Origin of the sequence: Kitasatospora sp. HPM-01-4, from assembly GCF_051374625.1 — a bacterium.
Taxonomy (GTDB): domain Bacteria; phylum Actinomycetota; class Actinomycetes; order Streptomycetales; family Streptomycetaceae; genus Kitasatospora.
This window is the reverse complement of record NZ_JBPQGP010000005.1, coordinates 7,299,905-7,318,124: the sequence shown is the minus strand read 5'-3', so window position 1 is coordinate 7,318,124 and position 18,220 is coordinate 7,299,905. Positions and strand designations below refer to the sequence as shown.

General features: G+C 71.0%; 14 protein-coding genes, 1 rRNA gene and 2 riboswitches. Of the genes, 2 read left to right on the top strand and 13 right to left on the bottom strand.

Annotation, left to right across the window (positions count from 1 at the left end):
- Positions 1-2: 2 nt before the first annotated feature.
- Positions 3-2,876 (bottom strand): aminomethyl-transferring glycine dehydrogenase, encoded by a 2,874-nt coding sequence (gene gcvP / locus ACSMTC_RS31940; RefSeq protein ID WP_436563205.1) that lies wholly within the window; start codon positions 2,874-2,876, stop codon positions 3-5.
- A 103-nt stretch (positions 2,877-2,979) separates the two neighbouring features.
- Positions 2,980-3,111, bottom strand: a riboswitch (glycine riboswitch).
- A gap of 1 nt (position 3,112) precedes the next feature.
- Positions 3,113-3,219, bottom strand: a riboswitch (glycine riboswitch).
- A 224-nt stretch (positions 3,220-3,443) separates the two neighbouring features.
- On the opposite strand from gcvP, the gene ACSMTC_RS31935 reads away from it, so the two are divergent.
- Entirely contained in the window at positions 3,444-4,574 is a 1,131-nt protein-coding gene (locus ACSMTC_RS31935; RefSeq protein WP_436563204.1) for a PRC and DUF2382 domain-containing protein, read from the top strand.
- A gap of 181 nt (positions 4,575-4,755) precedes the next feature.
- Complete coding sequence (locus ACSMTC_RS31930; RefSeq protein WP_436563203.1) at positions 4,756-6,237, top strand: MFS transporter; 1,482 nt, start codon at positions 4,756-4,758, stop codon at positions 6,235-6,237.
- A 187-nt stretch (positions 6,238-6,424) separates the two neighbouring features.
- Here the strand turns inward: ACSMTC_RS31930 and ACSMTC_RS31925 are convergent, their stop codons facing one another.
- The 12 genes from ACSMTC_RS31925 to rrf all read right to left on the bottom strand — a co-directional run bounded on the left by ACSMTC_RS31925 (position 6,425) and on the right by rrf (position 18,179).
- Positions 6,425-7,870: a DNA polymerase IV gene (locus ACSMTC_RS31925; RefSeq protein ID WP_436563202.1), complete on the bottom strand. Its 1,446-nt coding sequence runs from the start codon at positions 7,868-7,870 to the stop codon at positions 6,425-6,427.
- Between the two features lie 101 nt (positions 7,871-7,971).
- The gene (locus tag ACSMTC_RS31920; protein ID WP_436563201.1) at positions 7,972-8,673 is read right to left on the bottom strand and encodes a SanA/YdcF family protein; all 702 of its coding nucleotides are present in this window, start codon (positions 8,671-8,673) and stop codon (positions 7,972-7,974) included.
- A 93-nt stretch (positions 8,674-8,766) separates the two neighbouring features.
- Positions 8,767-9,456: a MerR family transcriptional regulator gene (locus ACSMTC_RS31915; RefSeq protein ID WP_436563200.1), complete on the bottom strand. Its 690-nt coding sequence runs from the start codon at positions 9,454-9,456 to the stop codon at positions 8,767-8,769.
- Between the two features lie 254 nt (positions 9,457-9,710).
- Positions 9,711-10,184, bottom strand: coding sequence for a bifunctional nuclease family protein (locus tag ACSMTC_RS31910; protein ID WP_045304014.1), 474 nt, complete (start codon positions 10,182-10,184; stop codon positions 9,711-9,713).
- Between the two features lie 70 nt (positions 10,185-10,254).
- Positions 10,255-11,004 carry a transcriptional regulator FtsR gene (gene ftsR / locus ACSMTC_RS31905; protein WP_436564873.1) on the bottom strand — a complete coding sequence of 250 codons (750 nt, stop codon included), beginning with the start codon at positions 11,002-11,004 and terminating at the stop codon, positions 10,255-10,257.
- Between the two features lie 82 nt (positions 11,005-11,086).
- Positions 11,087-11,947: an FHA domain-containing protein gene (locus tag ACSMTC_RS31900; protein WP_436563199.1), complete on the bottom strand. Its 861-nt coding sequence runs from the start codon at positions 11,945-11,947 to the stop codon at positions 11,087-11,089.
- Between the two features lie 178 nt (positions 11,948-12,125).
- Complete coding sequence (locus ACSMTC_RS31895) at positions 12,126-13,091, bottom strand: DUF881 domain-containing protein (RefSeq protein WP_436563198.1); 966 nt, start codon at positions 13,089-13,091, stop codon at positions 12,126-12,128.
- Between the two features lie 11 nt (positions 13,092-13,102).
- Positions 13,103-13,435, bottom strand: coding sequence for a small basic family protein (locus ACSMTC_RS31890; protein WP_436563197.1), 333 nt, complete (start codon positions 13,433-13,435; stop codon positions 13,103-13,105).
- The gene (locus ACSMTC_RS31885; RefSeq protein ID WP_436563196.1) at positions 13,432-14,415 is read right to left on the bottom strand and encodes a DUF881 domain-containing protein; all 984 of its coding nucleotides are present in this window, start codon (positions 14,413-14,415) and stop codon (positions 13,432-13,434) included. Before ACSMTC_RS31885 ends, ACSMTC_RS31890 begins: the two co-directional genes overlap by 4 nt.
- Positions 14,416-14,646: 231 nt before the next feature.
- Positions 14,647-17,142 (bottom strand): sugar phosphate nucleotidyltransferase, encoded by a 2,496-nt coding sequence (locus ACSMTC_RS31880; RefSeq protein WP_436563195.1) that lies wholly within the window; start codon positions 17,140-17,142, stop codon positions 14,647-14,649.
- A gap of 218 nt (positions 17,143-17,360) precedes the next feature.
- Positions 17,361-17,969: a cardiolipin synthase ClsA gene (locus ACSMTC_RS31875; protein WP_436563194.1), complete on the bottom strand. Its 609-nt coding sequence runs from the start codon at positions 17,967-17,969 to the stop codon at positions 17,361-17,363.
- A gap of 93 nt (positions 17,970-18,062) precedes the next feature.
- Positions 18,063-18,179, bottom strand: a 5S ribosomal RNA gene (rrf, locus tag ACSMTC_RS31870).
- Between the last annotated feature and the right edge of the window lie 41 nt (positions 18,180-18,220).

Sequence of the window (18,220 nt, the reverse complement as noted above, 5' to 3'; positions counted from 1 at the left end):
GCTCAGACTCCGTACTCGTCCAGCGGCGGGCAGGAGCAGACCAGGTTGCGGTCGCCGTACGCACCGTCGATCCGGCTCACCGGCGGCCAGTACTTCTCGGCCGGATTGACGCCCGCCGGGAAGACCGCCTCCTGCCGGCTGTACGGGTGCGTCCAGTCACCGGCCAGGTTGGCGGCGGTGTGCGGGGCGTTCCGCAGCGGGTTGTCGTCGGCCGCCCACTCGCCCGAACCCACCTTGTCGATCTCCGCCCGGATCTCGATCATCGCCTCGCAGAAGCGGTCGATCTCGCCCAGGTCCTCGGACTCGGTGGGCTCGATCATCAGCGTGCCGGCCACCGGGAAGGACATGGTCGGGGCGTGGAAGCCGTAGTCGATCAGCCGCTTGGCGATGTCGTCCACACTCACCCCCGTCTCCTTGGTGAGCGGGCGCAGGTCGATGATGCACTCGTGCGCGACCAGGCCGCCGGGGCCGGTGTAGAGCACCGGGAAGTGCGGGGCCAGGCGCTTGGCGATGTAGTTGGCGTTCAGCACCGCGACCTGGGTGGCGCGCTTGAGACCCTCGCCGCCCATCAGCCGGACGTACGCCCAGGAGATCGGCAGGATGGCCGCCGAGCCCCAGGGCGCGGCCGAGATCGGGCCGACACCGGTGGCCGGTCCGGCCTCCGCCTGGAGCGGGTGGTTCGGCAGGTAGGGCGCGAGGTGCGCGCGCACCGCGACCGGGCCGACGCCCGGGCCGCCACCGCCGTGCGGGATGCAGAAGGTCTTGTGCAGGTTCAGGTGCGAGACGTCCGCGCCGAACTTGCCCGGCTTGGCGAGGCCCACCAGCGCGTTCAGGTTGGCGCCGTCCACGTAGACCTGGCCGCCGGCCTCGTGCACCAGGCCGCAGATCTCGGTGATCCGGGTCTCGTACACACCGTGGGTGGACGGGTAGGTGACCATCAGCACCGAGAGCTGGTCGCGGTGCTGCTCGATCTTGGCCTTCAGGTCCTCGACGTCCACGTCACCGTCGACCAGGGTCTTGACCACGACCACCCGCATCCCGGCCATCACGGCCGAGGCGGCGTTGGTGCCGTGCGCGGAGGAGGGGATCAGGCAGACGTCGCGCTGGGTGTCGCCGTTGGCGTGGTGGTAGGCACGCACCGCGAGCAGACCGGCCAGCTCGCCCTGGGAGCCGGCGTTGGGCTGGATGGACACGGCGTCGTAGCCGGTCACCTCGACCAGCTGCTGCTCCAGCTGGCGGATCAGGGTGAGGAAGCCCTCGGCCTGGTCCACCGGCGCGAAGGGGTGCAGCTGGCCGAACTCCGGCCAGGTCACCGGCTCCATCTCGGTGGTGGCGTTGAGCTTCATGGTGCAGGAGCCCAGCGGGATCATGCCGCGGTCCAGCGCGTAGTCCCGGTCCGAGAGACGGCGCAGGTAGCGCAGCATCGCGGTCTCCGAGCGGTGGCTGTGGAAGACCGGGTGGGTGAGGTACTCGTCCTCGCGCAGCAGCGCGGCGGGCAGCGCCTCGGCGCTCTCGTCCGGCTCGACGCCCTCGATGCCGAAGGCGGCGAGGACGGCGGCCAGGTGCTCGCGGGTGGTGGTCTCGTCGCAGGAGATCGAGACGGTGTCGGCGTCGGCCTGGTGGAGGTTGACGCCACCCGCCCGGGCGGCGTCCACCACGGCGGCGGCCCGGCCCGGGACCCGGGCGCTGACGGTGTCGAAGAACTCGCCGTGCAGCAGCTCGACACCGCCGGCCTTCAGGCCCTCGGCCAGCGCGGCGGCGTAGCGGTGGGTGCGGCGGGCGATGTCGGCCAGGCCGTCGGGGCCGTGGTAGACGGCGTACATCGAGGCCATCACGGCCAGCAGCACCTGGGCGGTGCAGATGTTGCTGGTGGCCTTCTCGCGGCGGATGTGCTGCTCACGGGTCTGCAGCGCCAGGCGGTAGGCCCGGTTGCCGTCCGCGTCGACCGAGACGCCGACCAGGCGGCCGGGCAGGTTGCGGGCGTACTCGGCGCGCACGGCCAGGTAGCCGGCGTGCGGGCCGCCGAAGCCCATCGGCACGCCGAAGCGCTGCGAGGTGCCGCAGGCGATGTCGGCGCCGAGCGAACCCGGGGACTTCAGCAGGGTGAGGGCCAGCAGGTCGGCGGCGACCGCGACGACCGCGCCCAGGCCGTGCGCCTGCTCGATCACCGGAGCGAGGTCGCGGACCACACCGGTGGCACCGGGGTACTGGAGCAGCACACCGAAGACGCCGCGCTCGGCGATCTCGGCCGGGATGCCCTCGGACAGGTCGGCGACGACCACCTCGACGCCGGTCGGCACCGCACGGGTCCTGATCACCGCGACGGTCTGCGGCAGGGCCTCGGCGTCGACCAGGAAGACACCGCCCTTGACCTTGGTGACCCTGCGGGCCAGCGCCATCGCCTCGGCGGCGGCGGTGCCCTCGTCCAGCAGCGAGGAGCCGGAGGTGGCGAGCCCGGTCAGGTCGGAGACCAGGGTCTGGAAGTTGAGCAGCGCCTCCAGCCGGCCCTGGGAGATCTCCGGCTGGTACGGGGTGTAGGCGGTGTACCAGGCCGGGCTCTCCAGCACGTTGCGCAGGATCACCGGCGGGGTGAAGGTGCCGTAGTAGCCGAGACCGATCATCGGCTGCAGGACCTGGTTGCGCGAGGCGAGTTCACGCAGCTCCGCGAGCACCTGGGCCTCGCTGCGACCGGCGGGGAGGCCGAGTGCGGTGAGGCTGCGGATGGCGCCCGGTACGGCGGCGTCGGACAGCTCGTCCAGCGAGCCGTAGCCGACCTGCGCCAGCATCTTGTCCTGGGCGGCGGCGTCGGGGCCGATGTGGCGGGTCTCGAAGGGGCTGGCCTGCTCAAGCTCGGCGAGCGTCGGCTGGGCGTTCATGGGGGTCGAGGCCTCCTGGTCACGGACCGGCGAGGGTACACACGCCGTTGGGCCCCGCCGCTGTGGGAGCGGTGGACCGAAGTGCGCGTGAACCCGACAGGCCTCCCCCTCTGTCATCGGGACCTGAGAGCTTCGCCGCGCGGAAACCCCGGGGGGCTTCCATCGGCTTGCACCGTCGGTGAGGGTGGTGCCGCCGGCTCCCGCGCCAACAGTCCTGCCCTGCTTTCCAGAGTGACCTAGCCCACACGGTACGGATGCCTGAGAGATTCCGGGGAGGGTTTGCTCCTTCGGCGCCCCTTTTCCCGCAGTTCACGGGGGTTGGGGACTCTCCCGAGCAGGCTCGGCGGTCGCGCCCAGGGTACCAGCGCAAACCCTCCGGATCACCGGCCGGGCAAGGGAGATCGGGCGGGATCCACCCGGTCCCGGACGGCCCAACACCCTCCCGTACGGATGCCTCCGGGTCGCCGCTGTCCGATTGATGGCTTTTCGTATGAAGTGGCGATCGGGTAGCTCCTCCGTCCGCCCCTCAGACGGAATTTCCCAGGAGCACGTGTAGTGGAGGACTGCGTGCAGACCGACATCGATCCGCGAATCCTGATCGGGCACAAGGCGGTCGACCGGAACGGGGACAAGATCGGCACGGTCGACGAGGTGTATCTCGATGACGCGACCGGTGAGCCCGAATGGGCCGCGGTGCGGACCGGGATCTTCGGCCGGGACGCCTTCGTCCCGCTGACCACCAGTGAGTTCTCGGGCGACGAACTCCGGGTCCCGTACGACAAGTCGCTCATCAAGGACTCACCCGACTTCGGCGTCGGGCAGCACCTCTCGCCCGCGCAGGAGCTCCAGCTCTACCGCTACTACGGCCTGGACGCGGGGGGCACTCCCCCGGCACCGCCCACCAACGGCACCCCGAAGGCCGCAGACCTGGACTTCGGCACCGCCGGAGCGGCCGGACCCCCCGCGCCGCCCGACCGGGTCGCCCCCGCACCGCCCGCCGCTCCTGCGGCGCCCGTAGCGCCCGTAGCGCCCGTAGCGCCCGCCAAGCCCACCGCCACGGAGCGCGCCTCGGCCGCACCCGCCGCCGCGGAGCGCACCCCGACCGCGTTCGCCCCGCCGCCGGCGGCACCGGGCACACCGCCCGTCGAGCACGCCAAGAGCCCCACCGCGCTGGACAAGCCCGCCCCCAGGGCCACCGAGTCCAACGGGCGGGCCGGGCACGCGCCGACCGTGGACCACCCGGCCGCGGCCGGCCGGCCCCCGACGGGAGCGATCGAGATCACCTGCCGCGAGGAGCGCCTCGAGATCGGCACCGAGTGGCACGTCCTCGGCACCGCCAGGCTGCGCAAGTACGTGGCCACCGAGCCGGTCGAGCGCCGGGTGCAGGTCACCCGGGAGCGGGTGCGGGTGGAGCGGGTACCGGTGACGGAGTCCGAGCGGGCCGCGCTCAGCGACCAGGAGATCGTCGAAGCCGTGGAGGAGGTGACGCTGCGCGAGGAGCGGCCGGTGGTGCGCAAGTACCTGGCCCCGGTCGAGCGGGTGCGCCTGGTGGTCGAGCGGTACACCGAGGAGGTGGTGATCCGCGAGGAGCTGCGCCGGGAGCGGGTCGAGGTCCACGACGGCACCGGCCCGGATTCCCCGGCCGTGGCGCCCTCCGCCCCGCCGCCCGCCCGTCCCGAGCCGCTGCGCCAGGCCTGAACCGGCACTTCACATCGGGAACCCCGGGTTCCGACAGACCGGAGCCCGGGGTACCGCTTTGCCTAGTTTTCACCAGTAGATATTTGACATGCTGAACTATCCACCTGCATCGTTACTTCAGTTCGTTGACTTTCGCCCCGGGCAACTGGCTGCCCGAGGGACCTGAACTGGAGGAAGAACCGTGAGTGAGGCACCACAGCCCAGCTCCGCGGCCGACAAGCCGAGCAGCGCACGGGTGCTACCCGCTCTGATCCTGGCGATGCTGGCGTTCAGCGTGGTGCAGACCGCGGTCGTCCCGATCCTGCCGTCGCTGGCCAAGGAGCTGCACACCGCCGGCTCCAACATCACCTGGCTGATGACGGCCAACCTGCTCTCCGCCGCCGTGCTGACCCCCCTGCTGGGCCGCTTCGGCGACCTGCGCGGCCGCAAGCCGATGCTGCTGATCTCGCTGGCCGGCCTGGTCGCCGGCTCCGCCCTGGCGGTCTGCACCCACTCCTTCACCTGGCTGGTCATCGCCCGCGTCCTGCAGGGCGCCGGCGGTGGTGTGCTCCCGCTGGCGATCAGCATCGTCCGTGACGAGCTCCCCAAGGAGAAGGTCACCGGCGGCGTCGCCGCGATCTCCGCCTCGATGGGCGTCGGCTCGGGCCTCGGCCTGGTCGCCACCGGTCTGCTGCTGGAGCACTGGAGCTACAAGTCCATCTTCTGGATGGGCCTGATCTTCGGTCTCATCGCGGTCGCCCTGGTCGCCCTGCGCGTCCCCAAGGACCCGGTCGTCGACAAGGAAGGCGGCGCCGACCCGCTCGGTGCGCTCACCCTGGCCGGCTGGCTCTCCGCCCTGCTGATCGCCGTCAGCCAGGGCAACCACTGGGGCTGGACCTCGACCAAGACCCTGGGTCTGTTCGCCGTGGCCGCCGTGGTCGCCCTGATCTGGATCGCCATCGAGGCCAAGGTCAGCCACCCGCTGGTGGACATGAAGATGATGTCCCGCCCGGCCGTCGCCTTCACCAACGTCTCCGGCCTGCTCATCGGCTTCGGGATGTACGGCTCCTTCATGGTGATCAGCAACTTCGCCCAGACCCCCGCGAAGTTCGCCCACTACGGCTTCACCGCCACCGTGCTGCACGCCGGCGTGATGCTGCTGCCGTCCGCCATCGGCTCGATGGTCGCCGCCCCGGTCGGCGCTCTGCTGATCGCCCGCAGCGGCCCGCGCCTGCCGCTGGTCCTCGGTGGTGCGCTCGGCGCGGTCTCGATGGCCTACCTGGCCGTCCGCCACAGCGCCGAGGGTGACATCTACCTCGCCTCCGCCGTCTTCGGCCTCGGCGTCGGCCTCGCCTACGCCGCCATGCCCGCCTACATCAACGGCGCCGTCCCGGCCGAGCAGAGCGGTATCGCCAACGGCATGAACGCCGTGCTGCGCACCGTCGGCGGCGCCATCGGCACCGCCGTGATGGGCGCGATCCTGACCGGCGACACCATGAAGTTCCCGATCCCGCTGCCGATCCAGCTGCCCACGCTGGACGCCTACAAGCACGCGTTCTGGGTCGCCGCCGCGATGTGCCTGGTGGCCGCCGTGGTGCCGTTCGCGATCCGGCGCGTCAAGCCCGCCACCGCCGTTCCGGTGGCGGACCGCTCCAACCCGGAGCCGGTCAAGACCGGCGCCTGACAAGGCGCCAGCCCTCGCGCTCAGGGACAGTGCGCGAGGGGACTGGGCCCCGGCGGGCGGTGAGGGCATCGCGCCCCGCCCGAGGCCCAGCCCGACAGGTGGCCCCGTACCCGGATGGATTCCGGGTACGGGGCCACAGCGTTTGCAGGCCGAAACGTTCCTGCACCCACCCTCTGACGGCCGGGGTCTACGGCTCCGGACGTAGGGGGAGCGGTTCGGCGGGAGCGAGCTCGGGGTCGTCGATCAAGAAGGTTCTGACCCGCCCCGGCGGGCTGTACGGTGTCTCGAACCGTACGGTGACCCGGCCGACCCCGCTGCCCTGGACCCAGCCCGGACCGTACTGGGCGTGTGTCACGTCCTGACCGGGCAGCCAGCGCCGCCCGGCCGGCGGGCCGGCCTCCTGCCGCCCGGCCGCCGCACCCGCCTCCTCCGCCCGCGCCCCGGTCGGCTCGGGCTCCCCCGCGCTCGCGGCCTCTTCTGCCTCCGTCTCCGCCTCTGCCTCCGCCTGGGCCCTGGCGGCCGCCTGCGCCTCCGCCGCGGCCTGGGCGAAGAGGTCCTCCTGGGTGAAGTCGGCCAGCTGGGACACTCCGACCCCGAGCAGCCGCACCCCGCCGGTGACGTCCACCTGCATCGCCAGGCGCCGCGCCGTCTCGGCGATCACGGCCTCGTCGTCGGTCGGCGCCCGCAGGGTCTCGGACCTGGTGAGGGTCGAGAAGTCGAACCGCCGAACCTTCAGCACCACCGTCCGCCCGGAGCGGCCCGCCGCGTGCAGGCGCTGGACGCAGCGCGCCGCCAGCACCTCCACCTGGTGCAGGATGACGTCCCGGTCGGCCAGGTCCACCTCGAAGGTGTCCTCCACCGAGACCGACTTGGCATCGCGGTCCGCCACCACCGCACGCTCGTCCAGTCCTATGGACATCGCGTACAGACCCGCCCCGTGCGCCCGGCCGAGCAGCTGGACCAGCTCCTCCTCCCCCGCCTCGGCCAGGTCCGCCACCGTCACCAGGCCGGTCCGCCGCAGCACCTGCTCGGTGGCCGGGCCGACACCGGGCAGCGCCCGCGCCGGCAGCCGGCTCAGCACCGCCCGCTCGGCCCCGATCCCGACCATCACCAGGCCGTCCGGCTTGGCCTGCTCGGAGGCGATCTTCGCCATCAGCTTCGACCCCGCCGCGCCCACCGAACCCGTCAGCGCCGTCCGCTCCCGGATGTCCGCCCGCAGGTCCTCCGCGATCGCCAGCACCAGCTGGGCCCCCTCCTGCGGGTCGGCCGCGGCCAGCGCGGGACCGTACGGCCCCGCCTCCAGGTCCACGAAGGCCTCGTCCAGGCTGAGCGGCTCCACCAGCGGCGAGAGCTCCCGCAGCAGGCCCATCACGATGTCGCTTACCTGCCGGTAGGCGGGGAACCGCCCGGCCAGGAAGGCCGCGTTCGGACACAGCCGCCGGGCCTGCGCCATCGGCATCGCCGAGTGCACCCCGAACCGCCGCGCCTCGTACGAGGCGGTCGACACCACGCCGCGGCCGCCCAGTCCGCCGACCACCACGGGTTTGCCGCGCAGGCTGGGCTTGGCCGCCTGCTCCACCGCGGCGAAGAAGGCGTCCATGTCGAGGTGGATGATGCTCGGCACTGTCCGCACCTGCCGATCATCCCGCAGGCGTCCGACAATTCCCGATCAGCGCTCCCGGAGCCCCGGGCGGGCTTGGACCGCGACGCCGCGGGCCCTGTCGCCGGGCGGTCTCAGTGCCCGGCCGCGTCCGCCAGTGCCCGGGCGATCCCGTCCTCCGGGGCGCCGAGGAACTGCGGATCCGGCCGCAGCCAGACGTTCAGCGCCGCCTTGCCCGCACCGGGGATCTCCCGCAGCCCGCCGTAGTACCAGGTCTCGTCCTCCGCTTCCGGCACGCCGACGGCGTACGAGCTGATACCCGCCGCCCGGCAGAGCGCCAGCGCCCGCCGCACATGGAAGCTCTGGCTGACCAGCACCGCCCGGTCCACCCCGAAGATCCGCCGGGCCCGGGTGCACGAGTCCCAGGTGTCGAAGCCCGCGTAGTCCTCCACCACCCTGATCTGCGGTACCCCGTGGCCGACCAGGTAACGGCGCATGGCGCCCGGCTCGTTGTAGTCGTCCCGGCTGTTGTCACCGGTCACCAGGATCGCCTCGACCTTGTGTTCCCGGTACAGCGCCAGCGCCGCGTCCAGCCGGTGCGCCAGATACGGGGACGGTTCACCGTCGAACAGCCCGGCGCCGAAGACCACGGCCACCGGGGCACTCGGCGCACTCCGCACGGTGCCGACCCGGTCCGTCTCGCTGAGCCAGAGCCAGGTACTCGGGGCCAGGGCCAGCGCGCACAGCAGCGTGACCGCCTGGAACGCCCGCCGCTGCCCCCGTCTCGTCCGCAGCACGCGCGCCCGGGGCAGCCGAGGCCGCGGGATCCGTCCCATCAAGTCCCCCTCTTGATCGTTTCATCTGGCCGGACGACACCGAGGGCCCGGACGGTTCCCCGTCCGGGCCCTCGTGGAAAACCGGCCGCCGGCTCAGCCGGCCCGGTTGCGGCGCTGGGCCAGCTCGTCTCCCGGGTCGTGCCCGATCAGCGTCTCCCCGGTGTCGGTCCGCTCGGCGTGCAGCCGCCCCAGCGTGGCCTCCAGGTCCTGCCAGACCACGCCGACCGCGATGCCGAAGACCCCCTGACCACCCTTCAGCAGGTCCACCACCTGCTGCGGCGAGGTGCACTCGTACACCGTGGCCCCGTCGCACATCAGGGTCAGCCCGGCCAGGTCCGCGACCTCGGCACTCTGCAGATGGGCCACGGCGACCCGGATGTTCTGGAGCGAGACGCCGGCGTCCAGCAGACGCTTGACGATCTTGAGCAGCAGGATGTCGCGGAAGCTGTAGAGCCGCTGCGCACTGGCCGCGTACGCGCTGCGCACACTGGGCTCCAGCAGCCCCGTACGGGCCCAGTAGTCCAGCTGGCGGTAGGTGATCCCGGCCGCGGCGCAGGCCGTCGGCCCCCGGTAGCCCACCAGCTCGGAGGTCGGCGCCAGCCGCTCGATCGCCGGCTGCCCGGGCTGCACGGCCGGGAACCGCCCGACCCTCGGCAGCTCCCGCTCCTGCTGCTCGACGACCGTGGCCTCCCAGGCCCGCTCCAGCAGCAGCTTCCGCCCCGAGCGCGGGACGTGCACGGAGCACTGGCCTCCAACGGCTGCTTCGTCGCCCAAGCCGCTCATGCCTACCTCCGTCCGCTCGTCCGTGAGCCGTCAGGCCCCGGGTGGAGTAACTCAGCGGAGCCACTCCTGACGGTAGGCAGTCGCCATTGACCCGTCAACGATCGCCACGCCGAGGCTCACCACCGAGGTAACTCGATGGTGTGGTTTTTCGTGCCTTAAGTGTGGGTAGGTCGACGCGCTTTGGCAAAACCCGACATGTGGCCGGCGCCCGGAACGGAGGCACCGGCCCGCTGCCTCACAGCGGCGGGACGCCGCTACTGCTGGCCGCCGCCGAAGTCCTCCGGCGAGACCTGGTCGAGGAACTCGCGGAACTTCTCCACCTCGTCCTCCTGCTCGTCGGGGATCGCGATGCCCGCCTCGGCGAGCACCTCCTCGCTCCCGTAGATCGGCGTACCGGTCCGCAGGGCGAGGGCTATCGCGTCCGACGGACGCGCGCTGACCTCGACACCACCGGAGAACACCAGCTCGGCGTAGAACACGCCCTCCCTGAGGTCACTGATCCGGACCTCGGTGAGCTGCTGGCCGAGCGCGTCCAGCACGTCCTTGAACAGGTCGTGAGTCAGCGGCCGCACCGGAGTCATGCCCTGCTGGGCGAAGGCGATCGCGGTCGCCTCACCAGGACCGATCCAGATCGGCAGATACCGATCGCCCCCAACCTCCCGCAGCAGCACGATCGGCTGGTTGGAAGGCATCTCCACCCGGACACCCACGACGTCGAGCTCATTCACAGTGGCAACCCTATGACCCCTGCCCCGGATATGAAAGCGCAGCCGGTCCGGGCGCTCCCGCCCCGGCCGCTCACTGGCCCGGCCGGGCCCTCAGCCCCGCCTGCACCATCGCGGCGTGCAGCCGCACCGCCAGAGTGGCCAGCTCGCGCGCGGTGGCTTCGGCATGGGCCCGGGTCTGCGGGTTCCGGTGCCGCCGCAGCGGCGCCACCACCTGCTCGACCAGAGCCACCTCCCGGTCCGCCGCCGCCTTCACGGCCCTCAGGTGGCGCGGTTCGAGACCGAAGCGCCCGAGTTCCGCCACCAGCCGGGCGATCTGCAGCGCCTCCGCGTCGTACCCGCCGTCCGGCCCCGGACCGAGCAGCCCGTACGACTCCCACTCGGTGAGCTCGGGCTCACCGGCCTCCGCCGCCGCCAGCAGCTCGGCCCGGCCGAGCCGGACCCCGCTCGCCGCGCCGGAGGCCGCCACCAGCTCCCGGTCCGCCTCCTCCAGCGGACCGGGCCGGGTGTCCGGGGCCGGCAGCGCCGGGGGCGCCTCGCCGCGCTCCATGGCGTCGAGGTGCTCCCGGATCACCCGCAGCGGCAGGTAGTGGTCCCGCTGCATCCGCAGCACGTACGCGAGCCGTTCGACGTCGGCCGGGCTGAACTTGCGGTAGCCCGACGGTGTCCGCTGCGGCTCCACCAGCCCCTCCGCCTCCAGGAAGCGGATCTTGGAGATGGTCACCTCCGGGAAGTCGTCCCGAAGGAAGGTCAGCACCGCACCGATGCTGAGCAGTTCATCTCCGCGTCGCCGCTGCCCGACCACCCGACGCGAGGCGGGCACCGGGAGGGAGTCGACGGACGAAGGGGTGTGCGCGGTCACTCGGGGCTCCTGTCGACGTCGTGTTCAGTACCCCCGGTGTGGTTCAGAACCCCCGCTGCGGACTGGCGAAGAACACCAGCCGGTACTTCCCGATCTGCACCTCGTCGCCGTTGTTCAGCGACACCTCGTCGATCCGCTCCCGGTTGACGTAGGTGCCGTTGAGGCTGCCCACGTCCGCCACCGAGAAGCCGCCGAACGTCCGGCGGAACTCGACGTGGCGACGCGAGACGGTGACGTCGTCGAGGAAGATGTCCCCCTCCGGGTGGCGACCCGCCGTGGTGACGTCCGAGTCGAGCAGGAAGCGGCTGCCGGAGTTCGGGCCGCGCTGCACGATCAGCAGGGCGGAACCCGGCGGCAGCGCGTCGATCGCGGAGAGCACCTCGGCCGACAGCGCCGGGGTGGCACCCGTCCCGGTGGCCGTGGGGTCGTACGACTCCAGGCCCGAGATCGAGATGGTCGACGTGGTCTCCGCCGCACCCTCGGGCAGCACCCCGCCGCGCAGCGCCGTACCGCAGTTGTTGCAGAAGCGGGCGGCCGCCGGGTTCTGGTTCCCGCACCGGGGACAGGGAAGGGCACCGGCAGTCATGTTCACAGCCTCCTGGCTCGGCACGCCCGACGGGGCGTGCCCGGCGTACGGATCCGGAGCAAACCCTCCACCAGAGGTTGAGGGTCCCGACTGGAAACCTATGCGCGCCGCGCCTGAGGAATCAACCGACGCGCCGTACTGCGCCTGATTGCCACCGCCGTCGCGGAACAGCGGGCGCTCGGTGTGCTGGCCCTGCTCGTTCGCACCCCGCGTCCCGGGGAAGGAGGCGTCGTCGGACATCCGGTGGCGCGCCGTGGGCGCCTCCGCCGCCTCGGCCCGGCGCTTGTTACGACCGAACAGCTTCGAGAACAGACTCACGGGCGAGTCTCCTTGCATGTAACAGACCCGCCCGCGGGGCAGGGTGAGAGGCTCGGACAGGCAGCTGACCCGGCGAACCGCCGGCGCTGATCAAGTGGTACGTCCCATTGTCGCCGACAGTCGCCGCGCACCCGTCTGGGGCGCGGCGCAGCTGACGGACCGTACGGCCGTGACTCCGTCACTTCGCCGCCGGTGTGGCGTACTGGGAGGACTTCTGGGTGGCGAGCGCGTCCACGGTCACCGACTGCGGCGTGGAGATCGTGGCCTGTGCCTGCTGCTTCTCCAGGGTGCGCACCACACCACCCGGGATGTTGAGAGCGGGCGTCAGATCCTGTGGGTTCCCGATCACGGTGAACCGGAACGGCTGCGACACCTTCCTGCCATCGATCTGCACACCACCCGCCGACGCATCGGTGAAGTAGGTGCCCGCCACCACGCGCACATCGTTGATCTGAATCGCCTCCGCCCCCGCCGCTCGAAGTTCCTGCAGGGTGTCCAGCAGCATATCCGCCTTCACCTGCCCTTGGGGATCATCGACCGTCAGTACGATGCCCGGACCTGTGGCTTTGACGGTGCCGGCGAGCACTCCGAGCTCCGTCGCCTTCTTCCTGGTCTGCTCCTGAGCCTCCTTCGCCTGGTTGGAGCTGTTCTCCAACTGGGTGAGGGACTGCTCGAGCTGTGTCTTCTCCTGCTGGAGACGCTGCTGACGGCTGTCCAGTTCGTCGAGGATGCGGACCAGATCCTCCTGGCGCGCACCTCGCAGCTGGCTGTGGTCGCTGGTCGAACGAACCTGGATGGCCAGCGCCAGACCGAGCGAGAACAGCAGCACGGCCACCACCAGCTGACCGCGCGAGAGGCGTGGCGGCCAGAGCGCCGCCCTGAGCCGCCGTCTGGCGTCGTCGGGCGCCGTGACCGGGTGATCCGCGGAGCCGTCCTGACCGCCCTGACCGCCCTGCTCGGCCTGCTCGGCCTGCTCGGCCTGCTCGGCCACCGGCTCCGCAGCCGGCGGCTCGACGGGTCTCCCGACCGGTTCCCCGACCGGTTCCTCGACCGGCCGAAGGTCGGCTGCCGCGACCGCCGGCGGGGCCGCCTCGGTCACCGCCCCGCGGTTCTCCGGCTCGGGCTTCCGCTCGTCCTCGCTCATCCCTCCCCCTCTCAGGCCCGGAACACGTGCCGTCGGATCGCGGCGGCGTTCGAGAAGATCCGGATGCCGAGCACGACCACCACACCCGTGGACAGCTGCGAGCCGACCCCGAGCTTGTCACCGAGGAAGACGATCAGCGCCGCGACCACGACGTTGGAGAGGAAGGAGACCACGAAGACCTTGTCGTCGAAGATCCCGTCCAGCATCGCCCGGACACCGCCGAACACCGCGTCCAGCGCCGCCACCACCGCGATCGGCAGATAGGGCACGACGGCGTCCGGCACCTCGGGCTGTACGAAGACGCCGACGAGCACCCCGATCACGAGACCAAGTACGGCAATCACGGTGTAGCTGCTCCTGTCCCTGGGGGGGTGGACGGACTCTTGCTGGACCCGGCCGCGCCGCCGGATGCCGGCGAGGCACTCGACGAGGGCGAGGCACTCGACGACGGCGAAGCGGAGGAGGAGGTCCGGGCGGACCCCGAAGGCGTGGGCGACGGTGCCGCGGTGACCGGCTGCGCGTACCGCAGCGTGATGCCGAGCGCCCCCGGCAGCGTCACCTTCTTCTGCACGGAGAGGTTGGACTTGATGCCGTAGGCGTCCTGGATCAGCCGCAGGTAGTGCCCGGCCTCCGCGTTCTGGAACGCCGTGGCGAACTGCTGCCCGTCCCCTATCGCCAGCACCGTGTACGGCGGCACCAGCGGCCGGTTGTCGACCAGCACCGCATCGCCCGCCGCCCGGATCGCCGAAAGCACCGTCAGCCGCTGCCCGTTGATCGCGACGGCCTCCGCACCGGCGATCCACAGCCCGTTCACGACCAGTTGGAGATCACGGTCCCGCAGCCGCCCGGTGTTCTGGAAGCCGTCGGCCTGACGCGGGTTGCCGGCCGAGCCGCCGGCCCCGGTACCCGAGGCGTCCTCAAGTACCAGCTTCACCCCGGGACCCGACACCTCCCCCGTGCCCGCCCGCCCGGCGATCGCCGCGAGTCCGCCGTCGCCCTGCGTGCTCAGGGCGTGCTGCTGCGTCCGCCCGACCTTGTCGCGCAGAGTCTCGACCTGCTTCTGCAGCTTGTCGGCGTTGCCGGTGGCATCGTTCACCCGGTGGATCAGCGCGTCCCGCTCCTTGGCGAGAGTCGGCGCCGCCTCCTCGTTGTTGACCGCGCCCACCGTGACCACCGTGGCGGCGAGGGCCAGGCCCAGCGCCAGCGTCAGGCGTCCGCGCAGTGAGCCGGGCAGCCTGCTGACCCCCTCGGCACCGCGGGCCCTGGCCGCCTCGGCGTAACCGTCGTCAAGGCTGTGGTCCATCACACTGGTCAGCAGGGACATCGAGGCGTCCGGACGCGAATAGCGTCCGTCTCGGTCACTCGGAGTCCTCGGTGCTGGCATGCGGTACATCGTCCCACGTCGCGGATCCGAAGAATGCACAACCCCTACCGCTGCCCGGCACCCACCCTCCGGGCCGCGGACCGCCGTCCAGCCCCTCCAGCGCGCCGGTAAGAGCCTGCCGGGGCCGGGGGAACCATCCGGCCCCCTCGGCCCCGGCAGCCGATCGCTGAGCTAGCGTCCGGCCCCGTCAACCACCGCGGCCCACTCCTCCAGCAGCTGCTCGGTGGCCGCATCGTCCGGGCCCTCCGCCCAGAGATGGGTCACCGCCTCCGCCGGGTCCGGCAGCACCAGCGTCCAGCGACCGTCGGCCTCCACCACCCGGACCCCGTCCGTGGTGTCCAGCCGACGGTTGCCGGCCGCCTCCACCACCGAACGCATCACCATGCCCTTGGCCGCCCACGGCGTGGCGATGTCCCGCCGCTGGATGTGCGCCTGCGGGATCCGCGCGTCAATCTGACTGAGCGTCAGCTGGGTGCGGGCCACCAGGCCCACCAGCCGTACGAAGGCCGCCGCACCGTCCAGCACTCCGCTGAACTCCGGCACCACGAAGCCACCCCGGCCGTCCCCGCCGAAGACCGTGCCCTCGGCGGCCGCCGCCTTGGCCAGATCGTCCGGCGAGGTGGTGGTCCAGCAGACCTGGGTGCCGTGGTAGGCCGCCACCTGCTCGGCGATCCGGGTGGTGGTCACCGGCAGCGCCACCTGCCCGCTGCGCCGCTCGGCCGCGACCAGGTCCAGCAGTACCAGCAGCGCCCGGTCGTCCTCGATCACCCGGCCGAGTTCGTCCACGAAGGCCACCCGCTCGCCGACCGGGTCGAACCGCACCCCGAAGGCCGCCTTCGAGGAGGAGACCAGCTCACCGAGCCTGGCCAGCCCCGCCCGCCGCTCCTCCGCGTCCTCGGTCGGCCGGCCCTCGTCCAGGCCGGTACTGACCGTCAGCGCCTCGACGCCGAGCCGCCCGAGGATGCTGGGCAGCACGAGCCCGGCGCTGCCGTGCGCGGCGTCGACCACCACCTTCATCCCGGCTTCCCGCACCCCCGTGGTGTCCACCACCCGGAGCAGATTGCCCGCGTAGGAGTCGAACACGCTGGACGGGAAGGTCAGATCCCCGATCTCGCCGGGGAAGGCCCGCCGGTACTCCTGCCGGGCGTACACCCGGTCCAGCTTGCGCTGCCCGGCCTGGGAGAGGTCCGCCCCGCGCTCGTCGAAGAAGAGGATGTCCAGCGAGTCCGGCACCCCGGGGGTGGTCCGCAGGAAGATTCCGCCCGCGCTGCCCCGTGCGGTGTGCTGGCGGGCCACCGGCATCGGGACGTTCTCCAGGTCCCGGACATCGATAGCACTGGTCTGCAGCGCCGAGATCATCGCCCGTTTGAGCGCACGCGCACCGCGCGAGTGGTCACGCGCAATGGTGACGGTGGCCCCCTTCTTGAGCGTCGTGGCGTACGCCCCGGCCAGCCTCACCGCCAGTTCCGGGGTGATCTCGACATTGAGGATGCCGGAGACGCCGCGCACCCCGAACAGGTGCTCCTGGCCGCGCGACTCCCAGATCACCGAGGTGTTGACGAAGGCACCCGCCTCCACGGTCTTGAACGGGTACACCCGGACGTTGCCCGAGATGATCGACTCCTCGCCGATCAGGCACTCGTCCCCGATCACCGCCCCGTCCTCGATCCGGGCCGCCCGCATCACGTCGGTGTTCTTGCCCACCACACAGCCCCGCAGATTGCTCTGCGGACCGATGTAGACGTTGTCGTGGATGACCGCCTTGTGCAGGAACGCCCCGCGCTTCACCACCACGTTGCTGCCCAGCACCGTGTGCTCGCGCAGCTCGACCCCGGCCTCCACCTTGGCGTAGTCACCGATGTACAGCGGCCCGCGCAGCACCGCCTCCGGGTCCACCTCCGCGCCCTCGGCCACCCACACGCCGGGCGAGATCTCGAAGCCGTCCAGCTCGACGTCCACCTTGCCCTCGAGGACGTCCGCCTGCGCCTTGCCGTAGCTCTCGTGCGTGCCCACGTCCTCCCAGTAGCCCTCCGCGACATAGCCGTAGACCGGCTTGCCCTCCTTGAGGAGCTGTGGAAAGACGTCGCTGGACCAGTCCACCGGTTCGCCGGCCGCGACGTAGTCGAAGACCTCCGGCTCCATGACGTAGATACCGGTGTTGACCGTGTCGGAGAACACCTGCCCCCAGGTCGGCTTCTCCAGGAACCGCTCGACCCGTCCGCTGTCGTCCGTGATGGTGATCCCGAACTCCAGCGGGTTGGGCACCCTGGTCAGGCAGACGGTGACCAGTGCTCCCTTACGGCGGTGGAAAGCGATCAGCTCAGAGAGATCGAAGTCGGTGAGCGCGTCCCCGGAGATCACCAGAAACGAGTCGTCCCGAAGCGCGTCCTCCGCGTTCTTCACACTTCCGGCGGTACCGAGCGGAACCTCCTCATTGGCATATGTGAGGTGCATACCCAGCTCTTCACCGTCGCCGAAATAGTTCTTCACCAACGAGGCCAGGAACTGCACGGTGACAACGGTGTCTGTGAGGCCGTGCCGCTTCAGCAGCCGCAGCACGTGCTCCATGATCGGCCTGTTCGCGACCGGCAGCAGCGGCTTTGGCATGCTCGACGTCATCGGCCGGAGGCGGGTACCTTCGCCCCCTGCCATCACAACGGCTTTCATTACGGGTGCGTCCTCCTTCGCGGTGGTGGACCCTGGGATCCATCAAACCGTTTCAGAGCATCTCTACCCGGACGATTACGTCCGACTCACCGTGGTGGCGTGGGCCTGGTCTCAATCACACGGCCCACCTGCACACTGCGTCCCAGACGTATGCCGCGACTCGCATACTCCCGGCCGTTGAGCCCACCGCACCGTCAGTATGCGTCACCGGAACGCTCTCAGCGCGCCAGAGCATCCGCCTTGACGATCTGCCGGGCCTGTACCGCATACAGGATCGCGGCCCACCAGTAGAGCGTCGTCCCCCACCAAATGAACGCCCAGCTCACGATCCCGGCCGCAGTGGCGAGCCAACCCGTGCCACTGCCGAGCAGCAGGAGCGGGAACGCGTACATCAGATTGAAGGTCGCGGCCTTCCCGAGGAAACTCGTCTGGAGCGGACCGTACCCGTGCCGGCTGAGAATGGGCAGCAGCGAGGCGATGAAAAGCTCCCGCGCCGCCAGAATTGCCGTGACCCACCAGGGCAGGATCCCCCGCCAGGTCAGCCCGACCAGCGTCGAGATCACATAAAGCCGGTCGGCCGCCGGATCCAGAATCTGCCCGAGCCGGCTGATCTGCCCCCACCGCCGCGCCAGCTTCCCGTCAAGGTAGTCGCTGATCCCACTCAGCATCAGCACGACGATCGCCCAACCGTCGTTCCTCGGCCCCCCGAAGACCGGCCAGAGGATCAGCCACAGGAAGATCGGCACCCCGACCAACCGCCCCATGCTGAGCAGGTTGGGAATGGTGAGGACGCGGTCGGTCTGAACGCGCGTCTCCTGGACCTCCACTCGGGGCCTCCTGATGGTACGACAACTGTGCGGCATTGACCCTACAACAGAGAAGCCCCCTTCCGAACCGGAAGAGGGCTTCTCAGAATAATTGTTCGGCGGCGTCCTACTCTCCCACAGGGTCCCCCCTGCAGTACCATCGGCGCTGTAAGGCTTAGCTTCCGGGTTCGGAATGTAACCGGGCGTTTCCCTCACGCTATGACCACCGAAACACTATGAAACTATCAACCGCACCAACCCACACAGGGTCG